Genomic DNA, 16,737 nt, shown 5'->3' with positions numbered 1-16,737 from the left:
TAGTGATGATTAAGCCTTTATACTAGGCTCAATTGCCTCTTGCTAAATAACTAACTTGCTAGGACATTTACCTTGTTAATCCAACAACCTCAATCTCGTTTATCTTTCGCATTATTAATACTGGGTATTATACTTATTGCTAGTAACTTACGTGCGCCGGTGACTGGTTTAGCTCCTGTATTGGACCAAATAATTCTTAGTTTTAATTTAAGCGCATCACAAGCCGGTATGCTTACCACCTTACCTTTAGTTGCATTTGCTTTAGCAAGCCCATTAGCAACTAGTTTAGCTAAGAGGCAAGGTTTAGAAGTATCGCTATTTATTGCTCTTATTTTGATTGGCCTAGGCTTAGCATCACGCATGATAGATTCAGTGCCGATACTCTATTTAGGCACCGTTGTCATCGGGGTAGGCATTGCGATAGGTAATGTACTGCTACCGAGTTTAATTAAGCGCGACTTTGCACATAAAGTAGCAGTAATGACCTCGGCGTATGTACTTGCTATGGGTATTTTTGGTGGTAGTTACTCAGCGTTAATTATTCCACTTGCAGAATATAAACAAATAGGTTGGCAAATCGCTTTGGCCAGTTATGCGTTAATTACTTTACTAAGTTTATTTATTTGGTTACCGCAATTAAAGCTACGCACCAAACCAACTAAAGATCTGGTTGAAAATACCGATGAGGTTAAAGTATGGCACCAAGCGCTTGCGTGGCAAATTACCTTGCTACTTGGCTGTAATTCGTTATTTACTTATATAATTATAGGCTGGTTACCAAGTATATTAATTGACAGTGGCTTCAATGCACAGCAAGCGGGTGCATTACAAGGCTCATTTCAGGTGGCTTCGGCATTGCCTGGTATTATCCTAATTCCTTTATTAGCAAAACTGAAAGATCAGCGTGTACTCACCTTTGCCTTAGGAGTATTGGCAAGCCTATCTTCAATAGGACTACTGTATATGCCAGTACATGCGTTTGTGTGGTCAATTACTATGGGGTTTTGCTCGGGTGCATGCTTTATATTGGGCTTGTCGTTTATAAGTTTACGTACTCACGACTCACATCAAGCTGCTGCCCTTTCAGGTATGGCGCAGTGTATTGGTTATTTACTTGCCGCTACGGGGCCTATTATTGCAGGTGCACTACATAGTTATTTTGGTAACTGGACATCTACTTTGTGGTTTTGCGCGAGTGCGAGTGCACTAAGCGCTATGTTTGGCTATTTAGGCGGACGGAATATTACTATACGCAACAAGGCCTAAGTGTAAATTTAAGGTGGGCCGTGTAATCATAAGCCCACTGTTTATACTTTAAACTAGTTTAATAAGCCTGAATTGCTTTTTGCCACGTTGCATTATCCAAAAGCGTTCAAACAACGAAATATCAAGCTGCGCATGCTCGTCAGTAACGACCATACTATTAATTTTAATCGCATTAGCTGTTATTAATTCACGCGCCTGTCGCTTTGAGCTGGCCAGTTTACTTTTAACTAGTAACTCAGCAATACTTATTTGCATGTCGCTAATAGTGTTCACGGTTAGCCCATCTTGCTCTAATTGTTCAAGTTCTGCCAAGGTGAGTGTTTGCACCTGACCATTAAATAACAACTCAGTGATACGCTGCGCACTTGCCAAGCCTTCTTCAGCATGAACAAAACGTGTTAATTGCTCAGCTAAAATGCGCTGTGCTTGAGGCTTTTGGCCGCTTATCTTATCGTTTGCTTCTATGGCCTCAATTTCTTTAACTGATAAAAAAGTATAAAAACGCAAAAAGTTATACACATCAGCATCTTCACAATTTAACCAAAACTGATAAAAACGATACGGTGAGGTTTTTTTGGGGTTGAGCCAAATAGCACCGCCCTCGGTTTTTCCAAATTTTGTACCGTCTGACTTGGTAATAAGTGGCAACGTTAAACCAAACACTGTTTGCTGGTTTAAACGGCGGGTTAAATCAATTCCACTGACGATATTACCCCACTGATCGTTACCGCCTATCTGCAAAGTACAATTTAGCTCACTATTGAGCTTAGCAAAGTCATACGACTGCAATAAGGAGTAACTAAATTCAGTAAACGACAAGCCTTGGTCTGGACGTTGCAAACGTTGTTTTACTGACTCGCGGTTGATCATGGTGTTAATTGAAAAGTGTTTACCTACATCACGAAAAAAGTCTAATACATCAATACTGCTAAACCAGTCAGCGTTATTTTTTATTTGCAGTGGCTGGTTTAAATGCGGACCAAGTACACTCTCAACTTGGTTTGCAAGCGCATCCACCCATTGCGACACCGTTTGTTTGGTATTTAGGCTACGCTCAGTGGCTTTAAAACTCGGGTCACCAATCAATCCTGTAGCCCCCCCAATTAATGCCACACCTTGATGCCCTGCATCCATAAAACGCTTTAGCATTATTAATGGTACTAAGTGACCTATATGTAAGCTACCTGCGGTAGGATCGAAGCCACAGTAAACCACCTGTGGGGTTTCAAGCTTCTGGGTTAATTGCTCAATATTACTCACTTGAGAGACTAAACCACGCTGCGTAATGTCATTAAGTAAATGTGCTGTCATCGTATTTCTCAAAATTATCTATAAGAAAAATACTAATTAAACTCAGCGATGGGCACTATATCCCTAAAGGGACATAAACGCATTTTATTCTGTGCGCATTAAATGGTTTAAAAACAGTCGAAAAAATTCACTTAGTGAAGCAACGTTTAACTGCGAATATATACGTTTGCGATGGTTTTTAACTGTACCTAGGGTGATCCCAAGCTGAGCAGCAATATCTGCGGAGTCGCAACCTTGTACAATTAAACAAGCAACCTGATGCTCTCGCTGAGTGAGTTGTTGATTAGCAAATGATGTGAGTGCATTTTCCATCAGCTGTCCAGTCGCTGTACTATTAAATTGATTTAATAGTAATTTTTGGCTACCCCAATGTTGGCTACACAGTGCTTTTATTAAATTAAAATGTGCTATTAATTGCTGCTTTTGCAACGCACTAAAGCGCTGGTTATTGGATAATAAACCAAGGTAAATAACAATCGAGCGACCGTTACCTATATTAGTACAAATACTTAGCTCATCAGTCCAGTCAGTGTGAGTATAAAACTGCTGTTGATATGCCTTAAAGGTCAGTTCATCTTGATAACGAGCTATATCAGCGAGCCGAAATACTCCTTCCTCAGCTTTACTAACCAGTTCAGTATAAAAAGGGTCGTTTACAAACGAGTTAGTAAGGTAGCGCTGAAATAAAAGTTCACGCTGTTTCTCGATAGAATCGAATAAATAAATGGGATGCTTATTTACTCTGCAAGCCAATACAACCGCACAATCAAACTCAACAATAAGGGCACAGCTTTTGCGCAAAACTGGTCCCCTTTATAGCTTGTACACATTGCGCTAACGCATCTTGCTGAGTTAATTGCTGCTGCGAGTCCGACTGCATTATGATGCCATTTTACACTGAGTATTACTGATACAAGTTTGCTTGCTTAATACTGGCAAAATCATTAAAACGCACGCCGTGTTGGCGCATCACTTCAAGGATTTTTTTACTGATCATTTGTCGTAAATAAAACGGCTGATTCGGCACAAAATGATGAATAGTATGAGTATGCCCAAAGTTAAAGCAAAATAAATTAAATGGCATAAACAAACGGCTGGTGATGACGTGAGTTTGTTCAAGCATATTATTAACACCGCCGTAATAATGCATACTTGAAGTAACAAAATTAAGTGAGCTCGAACGCACAATATTAGGCACAATCAGCACCACCATTAGAAATTCAAACACATTCATTACATCAAGCAGCAATACAGGTGAATTAGCAGCCAGTGGAGTGAACAAATTAACTAAGTGAAACACAATTACGCTATATAAAATGGCGAAATACGCAGTAGTAATGGGAAAACCTGCATTAAACACTTTAAAGAAGCTAAACCCATTAATTTCTTTACTAAAACGTTTTGCATTAATTAATAAACCGAGTAATCCATCAACAATTACCAAGGCACGTAAAAACGGATTTTTAATACCATTACCTACCAAACGCTCTTCTAAATCTTGCTCAGTCCCCGAGGTTTTATGATGATGTAAATGCATCTTGCGGCGGTACCACGGGCTAATAGTATTAGGACGCATCAACCACACGGTTAGCATCATAAAATTATGTAAAAATGGCTGGTTACTAAAATACTGTTTGTGAATTAGGTCGTGCTCAAGTTCATGGGAAATAGAGGTGGCAATCGCCGCTAAAATCATACACAGCCACGCGGGGATGATAGCAAAGTAATACAACGCGCCAACACCGATTAACGCACTTAAAGAGAGTAGTAATATAGCCATCCCTAAGGTATTTTGATGTATTAATAGCGGGTGTTTTTTACGCAGTAATGCTTCTTCAGCCTTAATCGCTTTTACAATGGCTTGAATATTCTGTTTTGCGGTTAGTTGAGTCATGATGTTTTATTCGCAACAAGAGGTTGAGGTATATAATACCCGAGTCAAAACACATTGCACAACTTAGCGCACCCGTATCAATGAAAAATACGATTAAAGTCGAGCCCGTATTTACTATATAACCTGTGCCCTGGACAATAAACCTATCTCATGCCAGAGTTTAGGTTAAATAAACTAAAACGTTCACAGGCCAAGTTTAGATCAAAACCTACTGCTTATAAAAGTAGCAATGTTGGACACATTTTTTGTAATTAAAATCCGGCAACTCAAATCTTAGGCATAAAAAAACCCCTGCTAAATCTAGCGGGGGCTATAAAAAGTGGTACCAGCGGCCGGACTTGAACCGGCACGCCTTGCGGCAGGGGATTTTGAATCCCCCATGTATACCAATTTCATCACGCTGGCATCATTTTTCTTTAACCTTCTAAACACGAGAAGATAAAGAAAAACCACTTTAGAGTGAAAGATTATGTACCCTCTTCCATCTCACTGTCTAGCATTATACAAACAATAAGCAAAGCGGCAAGCGTTTTATGTATTAAGTATGATCAACCGCTTAACATTTAGGCAACCATTAACATTTGAGCCAATACCGAGTTAAGCACGTAGCGTAATAGGTAGTATTTAACGGCTTATTTGCTAAACTAGCCACACATTAACAGTGAGAGTATTTTTATGTCGGGTGAGTTTCCACGTGCTGGCTTTTGGCGCCGTTTTGCGTCATTGGTGTACGATACATTAGCTATTATCGCTTTTGCGATGCTAACGGTGGTACTGTATTTATTTGCTATTCAAGGGCTTATTTCCCTTGATGTTATTGCTCTTAATGGCGCTGAAGATGTCTCAGCACGTATTCAGGACTCACTGTTACTTTCAGGGATTCGCAGCTCACTGTTAGTTCTGGTTGGTTTGGTTTTTTTTGGTTATTTTTGGACTAAAAGCGGGCAAACAATCGGTATGCGTGCGTGGCGATTAAAAGTACAAACCCATCAGGGAAACTTAATTAGCTGGCCACAAGCCATTATCCGCAGTATCAGCGCATTGCTGGGTTTAGGTAATTTAGTGGTATTAGTGGATTTTAAAAATAAAAAAGCACTACAAGATTACTTATCAAAAACCGAAGTGGTTACGCTCACCAAAGAAGAAAATAAACGCGTTTATCGCGAACTATGATATCAATCCGCAATAATACTTAATTAAGCGAATTGGTATAATCTCAAGTTAAAGCATAAAAAAACGCGGCGCTTTTTACAAAGGCCGCGTTTTTTATTTAAGCTTTAAGTCTAGCTACACCCGCTTATTCATTAAATAAGCTGCAAACCCAGTAAATAAAATGCTCGGTAGAACAGCGCCTATAATCGCTGGAATTTGATATACCATTACCACAGGGCCAAATATCTCGTTGGTTAGGTGGAACACAATACCGGTTACCACCCCCATAATAATTCGTGCCCCCATAGTTACAGTTCGCAGCGGACCAAATATAAACGACAAGGCAACCAACAACATTACGGCAATAGACACGGGCTGCATTAATTTACGCCAGAGCGCTAAATCATAGGTGCTGGTGTCTTGCTCATTTTGTTGTAAGTAAGCTAAATATGACCATAGCCCTGAAAACGACAGTGATTCTGGTTTTACCGATACCACGCCTAGCTTTTCGGCGGTAAGCTGCGACGGGTAAAACTCTTCAGAAACTTGTTCAGTGGTAATTAACTCTTCGCTGATCATCACTTTATTTACATCGCGCAATAGCCAACCACTATCTCGCCCTACGGCTTCTTTTGCTTTGGTGATTTGTGTTAGTGATAACGATTTATCAAAATGATACATGTTAACGCCGCGCAGCATGCCATTTTGGTCAACATCTTCAATGTTAATGAAGTTATTAGCGTCTTTAGCCCATACTCCTTTTTGCGCATTAAACACATCCCCACCATGAATCGCTTGATTACGCATTTCCTTAGCGTGCAGCTGTGCAGCAGGAGCGCCCCACTCGCCTAAAGCCATTACGCACAATGCCATAAAAATAGCTGTTTTCATTACTGAGCCAATAATTTGTAAACGCGACATCCCCGCCGCTTGCATTACTACCAACTCACTATTTGAGGCAAGCGCTCCTAATCCAGTTAAGCCACCAATAAGTGCAGCCATAGGAAAAAACACCACTAAATCATCTGGAATACTGTAAATAGTGTACAGCATGGCAGTCACTATATCGTAGCTCCCGCGCCCTACAGATTTAAGCTGCTCAATAAACTTTATTAATGTACTAATACCCACTAGCACCATTAACGCAAACCCTGTGGTTTGCAAAATGCTACGACCTAAGTACCAATCAAGTGTTTTCATCATAGGTTTTGCTCCCGCTTAGTGACGACAGCTTTAAGCCAAGCACCCAATGGACGACCTCTAATAATTAATAAGCTACCAATAAATAATGCACTTAAATGAATCCACCACAGTCCAATTGATGGCGGAATTTTGCCATCCTCTACTGCAAATTTGGCCGCATTAAGTAAAATAAAATAACCTAAATACAAGCTGATAGCGGGTACCAATTTTGCAAATTTACCTTGGCGAGGGTTTACTACACTCAAAGGCACGGCCAGCAAAGTTAATAACGGAATGGAAAGTGGGATCGCTAAACGCCACTGCCACTGTGCAATTGCTTCGGGAGTATTAATTGACATAAGTTCACGGGTTGGCACAGCTTCTAATTTACGACGTTGATGCTCTATTTCTTGTTCGCGAATTTGTACGCTGTAACCATCAAACTCAGTTAAGTTAAGCGAAGGCGCTTCGCCGTCAGTTTCATAGCGCTTACCATCAGTAAGTACTAACTGCTGCTCACCATTTTGCGCTTCAATAACAACACCTTGCTCTGCATAAACTAAACGCGCTAAGTCACCTTTTTCGCTATCGGGTAGCTGGGCAACAAAAACTTTGTTGAGCTCTTTGCCGCCATTTTCAATATTATGAATAAATACCACAGCTTTTTCGTTACCGGTTTGCTGAAAACGCCCCGCTCGAAGTGCAGATAAACCAGCATCAGCCTTGGCTTGTTCTTTAAGTTGGTATTCTTGCTCGCTTGCCCAAGGTGCAACATACAAGGTAAGTACCGCGGCGAGTAACGCTAAGATGACACTAGAAATAAGCGTAATACGCACTACATACCACTCACTCACGCCACAGGCTTTAAGTACCGTCATTTCACTGTCAGCGTAAATACGGCTATAAGCTAGAATAATTCCTAAAAATAAACTCAGTGGCAAAATTAACGATGCTAACTGCGGCAACTTAAGCGCAATCATGGCAAACACGAGTTTAGCTGGGATACTCCCCTCTGAGGCATCACCAAGAATAACAACAAACTTTTGCGACAAAAATATGGTCATTAAAGTTAAAAATACGGCGACCTGCGATTTTAAAACCTCAGCGGTCAAATAACGGAAAATTAGCAACATTCGCCCCTGTTAAACATGGAATTTCAATATAGTAATAAAAAACAATGAGTGAACTAGTTAATTCACTCATTTTAAATGAGTATTAAGCACATATTATAAGCCATCAATATTAATTATCCTACCTAACATCACGATATAATGTTGCATTAGTTACCCTTAAGCATATAAAGTTCAAATACACAGTAAGAGTCGAGTAAAATCTACTAATATTAGCGCTAGACCTAAAAATTTAGGTAAAAAGACTAGAAAACACATTTTTAGTCCCAATTTAGCTTCTATAGATGACTCAAAATCAGGAGTGACAATGGAATTCAACGTAAAAAGTGGTAGCCCAGAAAAACAACGCAGTGCGTGTATTGTTGTGGGTGTATATGAACCACGCAGGTTATCCCCCATTGGTGAACAACTTGATAAAATTAGCGATGGTTATATCTCTAATTTATTACGCCGTGGCGACTTAGAAGGTAAGCCAGGACAAGTACTACTATTGCATCATGTGCCCAATATTTTAAGCGAACGTATTTTACTTGTTGGCTGCGGTAAAGAACGCGAACTTGACGATAAACAATATAAGCAAATTATTTCTAAAACTATCAACACGCTAAACGAAACGGGTTCAATGGAGGCCGTGTGCTTTTTAACTGAACAACATGTTAAAGGGCGTGATACCTATTGGAAAGTACGTCAAGCTGTTGAAACAACACAAGATTGCCTTTACACCTTTAATCAGCTGAAAAGTAAAAAAGTAGACCCTCGCCGCCCACTACGTAAAATGGTGTTTAATGTGCCTACGCGCCGCGAACTGACTATAGGCGAAAGTGCCATTGAGCATGGTTTAGCGATTGCGGCAGGTAGTAAGCTGTGTAAAGACGTTGCTAATATGCCGCCTAATATTTGTAATCCAGCGTACCTTGGCGAGCAAGCCAAAGAACTGGAAGCTAATTTTGATAACATCACTGTTGAGCTAATTGGCGAAGATAAAATGGCCGAACTAGGAATGAACTCATACCTAGCAGTAGGTCGTGGCAGTGATAACGAATCAGTTATGTCGGTAATTAACTACAAAGGCGCAAGCGATGACCAAGCGCCTATCGTTCTCGTTGGTAAAGGCTTAACCTTTGACTCAGGCGGTATTTCATTAAAACCAGGCGAAGGCATGGATGAAATGAAATACGATATGGGCGGTGCTGCTGGTGTTATTGGCGCTATGCGCTCACTTGCACAAATGCAGCTACCTATAAACGTAATTGGTGTTTTAGCCGGCTGTGAAAACATGCCAAGCTCAAACGCCTATCGCCCAGGAGACATACTAACAACTATGTCTGGGCAAACGGTAGAAGTACTTAACACCGATGCCGAAGGCCGTTTAGTATTATGTGATGCGCTGACCTATGTTGAACGTTTTGAACCAGAAACCGTGATTGATGTTGCAACCTTAACCGGTGCATGTATTGTTGCTTTAGGTGCCCATGCTACGGGTTTATTAGCAAATCATAATCCACTGGCGCATGATTTATTAAAAGCGTCTGAGCAAAGTGGCGATCGTGCATGGCAACTGCCATTATGGGATGATTATCAAGATCAACTTGAAAGCCCGTTTGCCGACTTTACTAATTTAGGTGGGCGCGCTGCAGGTACTATTACCGCGGCCTGTTTCTTATCTAAATTTACTAAAAAGTATAATTGGGCTCATTTAGATATTGCCGGTACTGCATGGCGCAGCGGCGCTAAAAAAGGCGCAACAGGTCGTCCTGTTCCTATGCTGACTCAGTATTTATTAAACCGAGCTGGTATTAGCGAAGCAACTCATGACTAACAAACCAACACAGAGCTTCAAAGCTCAATGTAGAGTATAAAATAAGGCGCTTTTAAAGCGCCTTATTTATTGGGTATTAATTGAAGCAAACCCCGTTATATGGCAAAATCCCCTTCTTAATTTGTGTGTATTTAATAACAGCACAATCAATGTCATGGGAAATCCCGATACAATGAGCATGAATGCCCAGTTTTTCATTTTAAAGCAACAAGATGAGTCATTAGCTAAAGCCGATGATCACTTTGCTTTAGCAGCTCAAATAGCTGGGCAACAGTATCGGCTTGGTCAACGCGTATTTATTTTTGTAGATAGCGAAGAAACCGCCAACAGCATTGACGAAACTATTTGGACATTTGATGCCGACAGTTTTGTACCTCACAATTTACAAGGCGAAGGCCCAAAAGGCGGCGCACCTGTAGAAATAGGCACAACACCACCCGTTGGTAATCGTAAAGTATTAATTAACTTGGCCAATCACTTACCGGATTTTATTCGTCGGTTTAACCAAGTTTTTGATTTTGTACCCGTAGAGCCCGTAGCCAAACAAGCCGCTCGTGAGCGCTTTAAAAAACTACGCCAACTCGGTGCCAATATCACCACGCAAGATATTAATCGCTAACGCTCACTGCGTACAAAGCTAACTAACTCATTTAAGTACTTATTTAAGGTTCTGTGTAATGGATAAAACCTACAATCCGCAAGATATTGAACAGTCTCTCTATCAAGACTGGGAACAAAAAGGCTACTTTAAGCCATCTGGCCAAGGCACCCCATATTCAATTATGATCCCGCCGCCAAATGTCACGGGTAGCTTACACATGGGCCACGCTTTCCAAGATACTATCATGGATACCTTAACGCGCTTTAAACGTATGCAAGGTAACAATACGTTATGGCAAGTAGGTACTGACCACGCAGGTATTGCCACGCAAATGCTAGTTGAGCGTAAGCTTGCTGCTGAAGAAGGTAAAACACGCCACGATTTAGGCCGTGATGCATTCATCGATAAAATTTGGGAATGGAAAAACGAGTCTGGTGGCACGATTACAAAACAATTACGTCGCCTTGGTGCTTCTGTTGATTGGGATCGTGAACGCTTTACCATGGACGATGGCTTATCTGAAGCGGTTAAAGAAGTCTTTGTACGCCTTCACAAAGAAAACCTAATTTACCGCGGTAAGCGCCTAGTAAACTGGGATCCAAAATTACACACAGCTATTTCAGACCTTGAAGTTGAAAACAAAGACAAACAAGGCCACATGTGGAATTTGCGCTACCCACTTGCTGATGGCGTTAAAACACAAGACGGCAAAGACTACATTGTCGTAGCAACAACACGCCCAGAAACCATGCTAGGTGACTCAGGTGTTGCGGTTAATCCAGATGACGAGCGCTACACAGATTTAATTGGTAAAGAGATTTTACTGCCTATCGTAAATCGTCGTATCACAATTGTTGCAGATGAACACGCTGATAAAGACAAAGGCACGGGTTGTGTAAAAATCACCCCTGCACACGACTTTAACGATAACGAAGTTGGCAAGCGCCACCAGATGCCGATGATTAATATCTTCGATAAAGACGCGGCTATTTTAACTCAAGGTGAAACCTACACCTTTGACGGTAAAGAACTTGAGTTTGACGCGCCAATTCCTGAGCGCTTACATGGCCTTGACCGTTTTGACGCACGTAAAGCGATTGTTGCTGAATTTGAAGAGCTCGGCCTACTTGAAAAAATTGAAGACCATGGCTTAACCGTTCCTTACGGAGATCGCTCTGGTGTTGTTATTGAACCACTACTTACTGACCAATGGTATGTACGTGTTGCACCACTTGCTGAACCTGCAAAAGACGCAGTTAAAAACGGCGACATCCAATTTGTACCTAAGCAATACGAAAACATGTACTTTTCGTGGATGAACGACGTACAAGATTGGTGTATTTCACGCCAGCTTTGGTGGGGTCACCGTATTCCAGCTTGGTACGACAGCGAAGGTAACGTATACGTTGGTCGTGATGAAGCAGAAGTACGTCGCGATAATAATATTGCAGATAGCGTAGCACTAAGCCAAGACGAAGACGTTCTTGATACCTGGTTTTCATCTGCACTTTGGACATTCTCAACTCAAGGTTGGCCAGAAAATACTGATGACTTAAAAACTTTCCACCCATCTGACGTGTTGGTAACCGGTTTTGATATCATTTTCTTCTGGGTTGCGCGTATGATCATGATGACGCTGCACTTTATAAAAGATGAAAATGGCAAACCACAAGTGCCATTCAAAACGGTTTATGTAACTGGCCTAATACGTGACGATAACGGCGATAAAATGTCTAAGTCAAAAGGTAACGTACTTGACCCACTAGATATGATTGATGGCATCGAGCTTGAAGATTTAGTACAAAAGCGTACTGGCAACATGATGCAGCCTAAACTTGCCGCTAAAATTGAAAAAGACACGCGCAAAGTATTTGCAAATGGTATTGAGGCACACGGTACCGATGCGCTTCGCTTTACCCTTGCAGCAATGGCATCAACCGGCCGTGATATCAACTGGGATATGAACCGTCTTGAAGGTTACCGTAACTTCTGTAATAAATTATGGAACGCAAGCCGTTACGTATTAATGAACACAGAAGATCAAGACTGTGGCTTTAACGACAGTGAAAAACAGTACTCGTTAGCTGATCGTTGGATTTTAGGCCAATATGAGGCAACGGTTAAAACCTACACCGAGCATCTTGATAACTACCGTTTTGATTTAGCGGCGAACACGCTTTATGAATTCACCTGGAACCAGTTCTGTGATTGGTACTTAGAGCTAACGAAGCCGGTATTATTTAAAGGCAATGAAGCACAGCAACGCGGTACACGTCATACCCTTATTACCGTACTTGAAAGCTTATTACGCTTAATGCACCCAATGATGCCCTACATCACTGAAACGATTTGGCAACGTGTTGCACCACTTGCTGGCCTTGAAACAGCAGGTACCAGTATTATGGTACAAGGGTTCCCTGTTTATAACCAAGCCAATGTTGATGCACAAGCAATGGACGATTTAGAGTGGGTTAAGCAATTCATTTTAGCAATTCGTAATATCCGTGGTGAAATGGATATCAGCCCAAGTAAACCACTTAGCGTTTTACTGGCTAACGCATCAAGCGATGATGTGCGCCGTATAAACGAGAATGAATCATTCCTAGCGTCATTAGCTAAGCTTGAAGCGTTTACCCTGCTTGAAAACAAAGACGATGCTCCAGCGTGTGCGACCTCTTATGTTGGCAACCTTGAGATTATGATCCCAATGGCGGGCTTAATAGACGTTGAAGCCGAGCTTGCACGAATTAACAAGCAACTTGAAAAAGCAGAAAAAGGGCTAGCCCAAGTGCAAAACAAACTCGCTAACGAAAAGTTTGTAAACAACGCACCTGAAGCAGTACTGGCTAAAGAAAATGCTAAGCTAGCTGAATTTACCGATGCTAAAACTAAGCTACTAGAGCAAAAAACTAAAATAGAGAGCTTATAAACTTTCATAAAATGCCTATTAACATCATTTAATAGGCATTAAAAAAGCCGCTCACTGTTAAAGTGAGCGGCTTTTTTGTGCCCTGCGAATAACCACAAGGCATTTCTACATTAAAACTTGTAGTTATACTGAGCGCCAACTAGTACTGCATGACCTTTTGATTCAAAAGACCATTGCTGAGGTAGCGTTTCGCTTTCTACTTTTTCAGTGAACTTTTGCGTTTTACCACGTAATACACTCACACCCAAATCAACATTTGAGTTTTGATCAATCGCGTAGTTACCACCGAACGAGAACCAGAAGCGGTCTGTATCAGGAATAGAAATTGATAAATGCTGTTGTGACACTGGCGACTCATCAAACGCAAAGCCGGCACGTAGCATTAAGTTTTCGCTGTATTGGTAATCAGCACCGATTGAGTAGCGCATTGCATCAGAAAAGTCTTCTGTTTTTTCGAAGGCACTGAACTTATCGCCTGTAGGCGCAGTAACTTGCGCTTCTAATGAGTCAAAGCTGCTCCAACCTGTCCATAATACGCTGTAGTGAACGCCTAGTTTCTCGTCTAACTGATGAGAGCCTGAGAACTCAGCAATTGCTGGTAATGTAATTTCAACAGAGCCCGGTAATTCAAGCTGTCCGTTTAATCCACCAGGAATAAATGAAGGTAGTTCATTCGAGTATTCACCTTCAAAAGTAATATCTGTTTCTGTACGGTAGTTAAAACCAAAGCGGCTATTTTCATCTAGCTGATACATTAAGCCGATGTTTAAGCCGTAGCCCATATCATCACCTTCAAGGTGAACAGCATCAGCACTTGCAGGAATAGAAGCAATAGCAGGGTTTACAGGAGGTACTACACCAAACTTACGGATAATCTTCGCTTCTGCATAAATTGCATTCAAACCAATACCAAAGCTAAACTGCTCTGATACTTTATATGCAACACTTGCGTTCATGTTTACAGTAACAATTTCAGTTTCACCGGCAATTTGGCCAGCTGCGTAATCATCGTTAAACTCAGTAGCAAGGCCAAAGTTAGAAAAAGCACCAAACCCAACCGATACTTTATCGTTTACTGGCATAGTGAAATAACCTGCTGGAATAATCGCGCTTGGTGCAATGCTGTCATCATTTAATACGCTGTTATCTAAACCATATCCGTTACCGGTTCCTTCTAAACTCACATCTGGAATTACAGCAATAGCTGCAACACTAAGTTGCTTCTCTTTAAACAACGTCATTAATGCTGGGTTACGTGCAACCACAGACGCATCGTCTGCTACAGACGCTTCACCTGCGTATGCGCGGCCTAAACCAGATACGTTTTGCTCAGCAAGTTGAAAAGCCGCTGCAAAAGTATCAGCTGAAACAAATGCCAGCGATGCCGCAATAAGAGTTTTAGTAAATTTCATTGTTGTGTCCTTAGCCAAACTTACTGTTTGGATAGCTATGTGTGTTGTTATTAGAGTTTCAAACCTACGTACCCTACCTTAATTTTTTATAAAAAACCTTACTAAAACGTTAAAAAAAGCCAAAAAACACGTTTTTTAACGACAATTTAACAACTATTTAAAACTCATCGGACAAGAAGTGTGGTATTAGAGTATATACTCTAATGAGATTAATTCTTATTTGCATTGACTTAAAATACTTTGCAATTTACACTGCAATTAAAATCACAAAGGGAGAAAACTGTGATCATTTTACTTATTATTGCTGGGCTTATTTTTTGCGGCATTAGTGTTTATTTCTTTTATAAGGCAAATTATTGCGCGTGTACGCGTGCTGGGAAATGTGACAATCCTGTCAATCAATATTGGCTCGCAGCCATTGCCATGGCGATTATTTCTTTGGTTTTTTGTTGCTTAGCGCTGCATGTAGAATTAGGCACATTACTGTGGTTAACGCTGATGGGAAGTTGTTTTTTGGGTGGCTATATTTCTGTTAAAACAAACGAAAAAAGAAGATGTAACGCTAAAGCAGTAAATGCTCTTTTAAAAGCCGAGGCAAATTAATCTTATAATCAGCAGGTTTAACACTTGCCTGTATTTTTATCTCGTTATTATTTAAGCTTAAATCTATATCTTTTGCGGTAACATGATGGTTATGTTTAGCGTTGTAAAAAAGCTTCACTTTAGGTTTGATAGGGTTTGAATGATTGCCCTCTAGCACCAACGCTAATCGCTCATTGGTTAACTTAACAATAGTCCCTACTGGGTGTACACCTAAACACTTAATAAATAACTGTACTAACTCTGCATCAAACAGCTGTTTGTTAGCTAACAAATAGCGAAGCGCATTAATTGGCTCATCACCCTCTTGATGCGGTCTATCTGCTGTCAATGCATCGTATACGTCTACAATCGCAATGATCCGAGCTGGGCGGCTTAATTTGCTTCCATCTACACCTCTTGGATAGCCTGAACCATCAAGACGCTCATGATGATTTACAATCATATCAAGCATTAAAGGCGTAATACCTTTTCCGCCTTTTAACAATCCTAAGCTTTGTGCGACATGCTTTTTTATTGCCGTCATTTCGTTACCCGTGACTTTTCCTGGTTTGGAAAATATCCCTTGCGGTAACTTAGCCTGACCTAAGTCATGCATTAAAGCCCCCATTGCAAGCTCTTGCACAACAGCGCGTTTATAACCCAAGTATTTAGCAAACACCGCTGTAAAAATGGTGCAGTTGATCATATGACGCCAGTTGTAACTGTGCTTATCTTTGATCCGAGTTAAAATAGTCATAGCGTGTTCATTACGAAATACAGAGCTCACTATTTCATTACTTATTTCATTGAGCGCTTCAATATTAAGTGACAAACCTGATGTTAAATCACCAAAAATACTTTGTAGTTTTCTGTTGTGCGCATCATAACTCACACTGGCTTTTGCAAACTCTTGCTCTAAGCTTATAGCAACCTTTGCCTTAACTGGCTTATCTTGCTTATCTACAGGAGCTTGTGGTTTTTGTTTTTCTTTGTATTTAGCAGGTACGGCGACATCACTTTTTGTAAAGTCGATGAGAAGCTCAAGCACCCCTTCGGTAATTAAACGCTGAATGATTGATTTATCACGAACCAAACCACTGGTTTTAATTTTTATGCCATCCACACTCTCCTGCTGCTTAGTAACGCTATTTACGTACATGCCTGGAACGAGTTCTGATATAGGTAAGGTGATTAGCATAAAAATGAGGGTTTCTATAATTAATGAATATATACTTTAAATAGCATTATTTAGCTATAAAAGTCTAGCTTTTGAGTTCAGGGTAATAATAAATGATTAACATCAATAATTATACGCACTAGCAAGAATAAACCATAAGCTCAGCAATGAATATACGCCTAAAGGTATAAAATAGATTGCTACATATTTTATTATCGAAAATTAAATAATGTAAGGCAGCGGACTAATTTAAATAATTGTAGGTATTTTGAGGAAGAAACA

Annotated in this window: 13 protein-coding genes and 1 tRNA gene; 6 read left to right on the top strand and 8 right to left on the bottom strand. The window is 40.6% G+C overall.

What is annotated here, in order from left to right:
• Positions 1-72: 72 nt before the first annotated feature.
• Positions 73-1,266 (top strand): MFS transporter, encoded by a 1,194-nt coding sequence (locus CWC14_RS01555; RefSeq protein ID WP_138560871.1) that lies wholly within the window; start codon positions 73-75, stop codon positions 1,264-1,266.
• Positions 1,267-1,314: 48 nt separating this feature from the next.
• On the opposite strand, the gene tyrS is transcribed toward CWC14_RS01555, so the two are convergent.
• The 4 genes from tyrS to CWC14_RS01535 form a co-directional block, all read right to left on the bottom strand.
• Positions 1,315-2,577, bottom strand: a complete 1,263-nt coding sequence (tyrS, locus tag CWC14_RS01550) for a tyrosine--tRNA ligase (protein WP_138560869.1) — start codon at positions 2,575-2,577, stop codon at positions 1,315-1,317.
• A gap of 84 nt (positions 2,578-2,661) precedes the next feature.
• A complete protein-coding gene (locus CWC14_RS01545; protein WP_249928666.1) occupies positions 2,662-3,378 on the bottom strand; it encodes a LuxR C-terminal-related transcriptional regulator in 717 nt (238 codons plus the stop codon).
• A 103-nt stretch (positions 3,379-3,481) separates the two neighbouring features.
• On the bottom strand, positions 3,482-4,471 hold the full coding sequence (locus CWC14_RS01540; protein WP_138560867.1) for a fatty acid desaturase: 990 nt from the start codon (positions 4,469-4,471) through the stop codon (positions 3,482-3,484).
• Between the two features lie 320 nt (positions 4,472-4,791).
• A tRNA-Leu gene (locus CWC14_RS01535) sits at positions 4,792-4,876 on the bottom strand.
• 270 nt (positions 4,877-5,146) lie between these two features.
• On the opposite strand from CWC14_RS01535, the gene CWC14_RS01530 reads away from it, so the two are divergent.
• Entirely contained in the window at positions 5,147-5,644 is a 498-nt protein-coding gene (locus CWC14_RS01530; protein ID WP_138560865.1) for an RDD family protein, read from the top strand.
• 114 nt (positions 5,645-5,758) lie between these two features.
• On the opposite strand, the gene lptG is transcribed toward CWC14_RS01530, so the two are convergent.
• Both lptG and lptF read right to left on the bottom strand, forming a co-directional pair.
• Positions 5,759-6,826: an LPS export ABC transporter permease LptG gene (lptG, locus tag CWC14_RS01525; protein WP_138560863.1), complete on the bottom strand. Its 1,068-nt coding sequence runs from the start codon at positions 6,824-6,826 to the stop codon at positions 5,759-5,761.
• Complete coding sequence (lptF, locus tag CWC14_RS01520; RefSeq protein ID WP_138560927.1) at positions 6,823-7,935, bottom strand: LPS export ABC transporter permease LptF; 1,113 nt, start codon at positions 7,933-7,935, stop codon at positions 6,823-6,825. The genes lptG and lptF overlap by 4 nt, the downstream gene beginning before the upstream one ends.
• Positions 7,936-8,242: 307 nt before the next feature.
• Here lptF and pepA point away from each other — a divergent pair, with 307 nt between their 5' ends.
• The 3 genes from pepA (at position 8,243) to CWC14_RS01505 (ending at position 13,284) form a co-directional block, all read left to right on the top strand.
• Positions 8,243-9,754, top strand: coding sequence for a leucyl aminopeptidase (pepA, locus tag CWC14_RS01515; RefSeq protein WP_013464166.1), 1,512 nt, complete (start codon positions 8,243-8,245; stop codon positions 9,752-9,754).
• Positions 9,755-9,926: 172 nt separating this feature from the next.
• Positions 9,927-10,373 (top strand): DNA polymerase III subunit chi, encoded by a 447-nt coding sequence (locus tag CWC14_RS01510; protein ID WP_076922058.1) that lies wholly within the window; start codon positions 9,927-9,929, stop codon positions 10,371-10,373.
• A 58-nt stretch (positions 10,374-10,431) separates the two neighbouring features.
• Positions 10,432-13,284, top strand: coding sequence for a valine--tRNA ligase (locus tag CWC14_RS01505; RefSeq protein ID WP_138560861.1), 2,853 nt, complete (start codon positions 10,432-10,434; stop codon positions 13,282-13,284).
• A 110-nt stretch (positions 13,285-13,394) separates the two neighbouring features.
• Here the strand turns inward: CWC14_RS01505 and CWC14_RS01500 are convergent, their stop codons facing one another.
• The gene (locus tag CWC14_RS01500) at positions 13,395-14,696 is read right to left on the bottom strand and encodes an outer membrane protein transport protein (protein WP_138560859.1); all 1,302 of its coding nucleotides are present in this window, start codon (positions 14,694-14,696) and stop codon (positions 13,395-13,397) included.
• Positions 14,697-14,978: 282 nt separating this feature from the next.
• On the opposite strand from CWC14_RS01500, the gene CWC14_RS01495 reads away from it, so the two are divergent.
• The gene (locus CWC14_RS01495; protein ID WP_076922061.1) at positions 14,979-15,299 is read left to right on the top strand and encodes a hypothetical protein; all 321 of its coding nucleotides are present in this window, start codon (positions 14,979-14,981) and stop codon (positions 15,297-15,299) included.
• On the opposite strand, the gene CWC14_RS01490 is transcribed toward CWC14_RS01495, so the two are convergent.
• A complete protein-coding gene (locus CWC14_RS01490; protein WP_138560857.1) occupies positions 15,259-16,476 on the bottom strand; it encodes a cyclic di-GMP phosphodiesterase in 1,218 nt (405 codons plus the stop codon). The genes CWC14_RS01495 and CWC14_RS01490 overlap by 41 nt on opposite strands.
• Positions 16,477-16,737 lie beyond the last annotated feature (261 nt).

It is taken from the genome of Pseudoalteromonas sp. S3260 (assembly GCF_005886925.1).
Lineage (GTDB): Bacteria > Pseudomonadota > Gammaproteobacteria > Enterobacterales > Alteromonadaceae > Pseudoalteromonas > Pseudoalteromonas tetraodonis.
The sequence above is the reverse complement of the archived record's forward strand: the minus strand, read 5'-3'. Positions and strand labels throughout refer to the sequence as shown.